The organism is Acidobacteriota bacterium (assembly GCA_003225175.1).
Lineage (GTDB): Bacteria > Acidobacteriota > Terriglobia > Terriglobales > Acidobacteriaceae > Gp1-AA112.
This window is the reverse complement of the sequence record QIBA01000240.1, coordinates 1-4,258: the sequence shown is the minus strand read 5'-3', so window position 1 is coordinate 4,258 and position 4,258 is coordinate 1. Positions and strand designations below refer to the sequence as shown.

Here is a 4,258-nt window from a genome sequence, read left to right as displayed (position 1 = left end):
ACCGCAGCCGGATTAGATTCACGAAATAGAATAGGCGAATGGAAGAATCGAGAACGAGAACGAACGCCAGGGCTGATCACGCTCATAGTATCCCACCCTCGCGAACATCGCGCGAGGATGGGGCACCCGATTTCTTGGAGTTCCATACTGGAACCAGGACACAAGGCTGAGCCACCCGCATTGTGGAAGGAATGGGGAAGGAATGGGGAATGAATGGGGACAGCCTGAGAGCCTGTCGGAGTGAACGATTCCCGAACCAGAAATCAACAACTTACAGACACAGCACTCCTTGCAAGTTGTTGATTCTTCGTTTCAGAAAATCTATCTCCGACAGGCTCTCAGGCTGTCCCGTTTTGGCTAAGGTTCAGTGACTGTTCATGACATACGCATAGCGGTTGAGGGACTGAGGATTGGTTAAATCCATGCTTCCCAGATAGGGATCGGGGGAGAGCCAGCGGCCTTGGGCACTGCTTAGCTGGCGGAATTGTGTGTGCTCCAGGTTCGACTCCGCCTCGAATCCTTCCGCCAGCGAGATAGACACCATGAGATCAAAAGAGCTCCCAGTCCAACGATCTGCCAAGGTGAGAATATGGAACCTGCAATTGCAGGCCACAAGCAAAACACGTAGAGTGTCAAAGCGATCCTGTCGATGAGGTTCGGCTGATGTTCCGAAAACCGGAACATCAGGACGAAACTCGCTATGCAATAAAAAGCTAGCGCAAGAGGTTCAATTCTGGTCGAGAATTCATGAGATGGAAAGCGGCCGGTTGCGAACACCACCAAACTTTTTACGATCCCGAACAGCAAACACCCGCTTAAGAGCATCAGCCACATACGGGCGGTGAAGAGCAGGATTAGTGCAGCTATCAACAGCTCCATCCATCCGACGGGTTCGGTCCATATCAGTTGATGCGACGCCGTCGAGATTCCGATTCGAGCTAGCCCATTCCCAATAAGCATCACCGCAATGAGAAAACCTCCGAGGCCTGTACCAACGCGAAGTCCGGACCTAATCTGCTCCTTGGCGGTTTTTTCCATGACGATCTTCGAAATAGCTATTGCGGCAGGAGGCACCCAATTGCCTCGGCACCGGTTAGTCCGATGTCGGTAGCCATCTTGAGTTCTGCCACTCCCGAGAGCCATGCCGCGAGCTTTTCTACCCCCGTTTTTCCTAAAATTCGCACCGCAGGTCCCGTCTTGCCCCAAATATTCAGAGACGGAATCGACGCAGTCCTCCTGCCCGCCGTCATCACTTCGCCTACCCCACCTTATTCTATTTGATGGCTTTGATTGGCTCGCAGGCAAGATTGCGGGTGTATCTGGAAGTGGATCATTGGGAGGTCCTACGCTCGATGTAAGTCTGGAGGGAGTGGAGAAAGCGGGTGGTGCAATCGCAGTGGACGTGGCTGCCCAAAAAGCAGTCAGAGGAGCGCCGCGTTCAACTGGACAAAAGGTTTCCCTAAGTATGGTAGGAAAAACGGCTGCCAAGGTTGGAAAAATCGCAGGTTGGGCAGGTACGCTCCTTACGGCGAATGATGGAAGAAGTGCCTTTCAAAGATGCATGAGCAATCAAGATTGAAACAGAGATACGCATTGAATGAGAATTGGATTGTCGCTCTACTCGCACTGGCTGCGCTAGTCACCGCAATGATTATGGACAGTCAGGGGCTGCCCCAAAAGTGGCATGCGGCGATTCTATGGACGGTTACTACATTTGGTGCTCTGGTTTTGCTTCTTCGAAGAAAATGGGCACTGATTCCTTTTTGGGGCGCTTTGGCGATTTGCTTCTTGGTGCACCTCTTGCTCATGTGGGTCATTTTTTCCCAATTGTTAGCGGAGAGCAAAAAAGTAGGCATGCTTTATGCCGTTCCTTTTGCGTTCATAGAAACTTTATTCTTGCAGCTACTGTTGCCGGCACTAGAACGACAACTGTTTGGGGTTTCTAAAAAAGAGAGTCACTAGAACGCCCCGAAGAGCTTGAACCGAAACGCCCGAAAAGCGGCGGCTAAACTGGATGTGTCCCCCGCCACAAGTGGCTGCGAATTGGTCAGTTGTGGATAAAGCTAGCTTAGTGTGACTGGCTCGGTTTCGGGGACAGACCCTCTCGGGCTTAAGAATATTAGAGATCTTGAAGTCGGAGCCAGTGCATACTTTGGAGCAAGCTTCTTTAACGGGAGCACGATTGACGGTTTGGAGGCTCCGACCGGAATGGTCCAGAGCCTTCTCAAGGGAGGAGGAGGTCTGGAATGTCCTAACAACCAATGCGCTCGTGTTGGAACTGATAACCGGCTGCAATACTTTGCTGCAACCACAAGTGGAACAGGTGCTTACTACAATTACAGGGGCCCCGGATCCATGTTCTACAGTGTACAAGCGGCTGGAGCTGCTGCAGCTTCTGCGACTGCGCAGGGTCAAAACGATAAGCATGAATACTGGAGCAACATCTATCAAGACGACAACGGTCTCTACTCCTACAGCGCTCTCCAGCAGGGGCCGCTTTGTCAAGTAGGACAGAATTGTCATTGGTCGCCGGATTATAATGATCACCCGGGGACTCTAGTCGGTGGTGCTCACAATCATCCTGCCAACTTTGGTTCTGAGGAATTCTCGCAGAGACCATCAATGTATCAAGGAAGGCAGATATCCGGCGATATTGATGTGTATTTAAGTTTCACTCCACAGCTGTATGGATTTTTGTTGACTCGAAGCAACCCGACAAGAATTCTCATGTTCGATCCCAAGGCATTCCAGACCTGGTTCGCGAGCGGCGTGAGCAACCCAATCTGTGTCTTAGTCGGCGTTAGCCACGGCGTTCCACCAGCCTGTCATTAGATCTGAGGGGTAGTGAATGGTAAAGCATCCGATCTTAAGCACGATTCTTCTCAGCTTGGCTGTGGCATCCGAAGCTCAGGTTTCGACAAAGGCGGAGCCGCTCTATGTCAGTATGCTTCAATTAATCAGCACTCCTGAGAAGTTTGACGGGAAGCTAGTCTCTGTTATCGGGTATCTGAGATTTGAACTTCATGGCAACTTGCTTTTCGTGCACAGGGAGGATGAGGAAAATGGAATTCTAAGCAACTCCATCCGTACGTCCCTCGATGGACGCTGCGGGAAGGATTTGGAACTATTTGATAGTAAATACGTCAAAATATTGGGAATCTTTCATGCCGGTGACGCGCGGCGTAATCCGTTTCCTCCTGGAGTCATCACCGATGCGAGCGATTGTAAGTTGTGGTCCGATCCCCGTGAACCCCTCAATCGCAAGCTGGAACGGATTCCGGGAGTTCATTAAGGTCGGGTTCTATAAAAGGCGATGTCAAGAGCAAACACATCTCCCGAACAGATCTGAGAGCAGTGCTCGGCATCGAGCCCTGGTGGGGATCTGCAGACTGTCGGTATGGACCTGGGCTGAGACTGCGAACATTCCGGTGTTGGTTCTGTCAGAGCTGAGACTACACAAGCTGCTTGGGTTGGGTTGCCAACCATGGTTCTATCTGAGACTCAAAGGCCTATAGCTTTGTTGGGTTGTCCGAGGAGGCATACGGTGGCCCATGAGACTTAGCGCAGGAGGCGCATAGCCTAACCCGCCCAAGGATACTCATCCTCGAACCCGAGCGCTCAGAGACTGACGAACCGAGATATAGTTCGGAAATGGTTCACAGTATCTATGCGCTCAAGCTGCTTGTGCTTTCAGTTGTTCCGGATCGAACCGTTCTCCTTTCTTCCAGACAATCAAACTGATGGCGGCGATCTTGCGCGCCAGGGTTAGCCTGGCCATTTCTGGCTTCATCCCCCTCCCCAGCAGGGTTTCGTAGTAATCACGAAACGGTCCGGGACAGGCACTAGCGGTAGTGGCCGCGGCTTTAAAAATGTTTTCTAGATCATGGTTATGATTCAAGTTCAAACCGCGGATGAAGACCGGCTTCTTGGCGCGGTGCAGCTCGCCTTCGACCAAGCGATAGTCGGCACTGCTGCGTGTTTCCAGCGCCAGTCCGCAATAAGCCCAGAACTGGCGCTTGCCGCGGAAGCGAAACGGAGTTTGCACGCGAGCGATCAGCAAGGCAGCGCGAATTGGTCCCAGAAAGGGAATACTGGTCAGTATCGCCGTGGCGGCATGTTTGCGGCACTCTACAAACAGATCGCGCCGGGCCTGGCGGCGGAATCCCTGCAAAGCATCGAGCTGCTCAAACATGCGTTCCGCGCGGTAGCGGCGACCGGCTTGCGTTAGTTCTTTCAGCCACTGCTGGCGCCGGCGTTT

Annotated in this window: 7 protein-coding genes; 4 read left to right on the top strand and 3 right to left on the bottom strand. The window is 52.2% G+C overall.

Annotated elements, in window-relative coordinates; genetic code table 11:
* Window positions 1-471: 471 nt before the first annotated feature.
* Together DMG62_24975 and DMG62_24970 are read right to left on the bottom strand one after the other, a co-directional pair.
* A complete protein-coding gene (locus DMG62_24975; protein ID PYY19117.1) occupies window positions 472-1,038 on the bottom strand; it encodes a hypothetical protein in 567 nt (188 codons plus the stop codon).
* A 17-nt stretch (window positions 1,039-1,055) separates the two neighbouring features.
* Window positions 1,056-1,250 carry a hypothetical protein gene (locus tag DMG62_24970; GenBank protein ID PYY19116.1) on the bottom strand — a complete coding sequence of 65 codons (195 nt, stop codon included), beginning with the start codon at window positions 1,248-1,250 and terminating at the stop codon, window positions 1,056-1,058.
* A gap of 83 nt (window positions 1,251-1,333) precedes the next feature.
* Here DMG62_24970 and DMG62_24965 point away from each other — a divergent pair, with 83 nt between their 5' ends.
* From DMG62_24965 to DMG62_24950, 4 genes are all read left to right on the top strand, one after another.
* Window positions 1,334-1,579: a hypothetical protein gene (locus DMG62_24965; GenBank protein PYY19115.1), complete on the top strand. Its 246-nt coding sequence runs from the start codon at window positions 1,334-1,336 to the stop codon at window positions 1,577-1,579.
* The gene (locus DMG62_24960) at window positions 1,576-1,962 is read left to right on the top strand and encodes a hypothetical protein (GenBank protein ID PYY19114.1); all 387 of its coding nucleotides are present in this window, start codon (window positions 1,576-1,578) and stop codon (window positions 1,960-1,962) included. The genes DMG62_24965 and DMG62_24960 overlap by 4 nt, the downstream gene beginning before the upstream one ends.
* A gap of 111 nt (window positions 1,963-2,073) precedes the next feature.
* Entirely contained in the window at window positions 2,074-2,832 is a 759-nt protein-coding gene (locus tag DMG62_24955; GenBank protein ID PYY19113.1) for a hypothetical protein, read from the top strand.
* A 16-nt stretch (window positions 2,833-2,848) separates the two neighbouring features.
* Window positions 2,849-3,292, top strand: coding sequence for a hypothetical protein (locus DMG62_24950; protein PYY19112.1), 444 nt, complete (start codon window positions 2,849-2,851; stop codon window positions 3,290-3,292).
* Between the two features lie 381 nt (window positions 3,293-3,673).
* Here the strand turns inward: DMG62_24950 and DMG62_24945 are convergent.
* Window positions 3,674-4,258, bottom strand: a 585-nt coding sequence (locus tag DMG62_24945) for a hypothetical protein (protein PYY19111.1), incomplete at its 5' end; no start/stop codon positions are given.

What these genes read in the sequence shown, in the direction of transcription:
- DMG62_24950 (PYY19112.1), top strand. Translation starts at nt 2,849, where the DNA reads ATGGTAAAGCATCCGATCTTAAGCACGATTCTTCTCAGCTTGGCTGTG.
- DMG62_24975 (PYY19117.1), bottom strand. Translation starts at nt 1,038, where the DNA reads ATGGAAAAAACCGCCAAGGAGCAGATTAGGTCCGGACTTCGCGTTGGT.
- DMG62_24970 (PYY19116.1), bottom strand. Translation starts at nt 1,250, where the DNA reads ATGACGGCGGGCAGGAGGACTGCGTCGATTCCGTCTCTGAATATTTGG.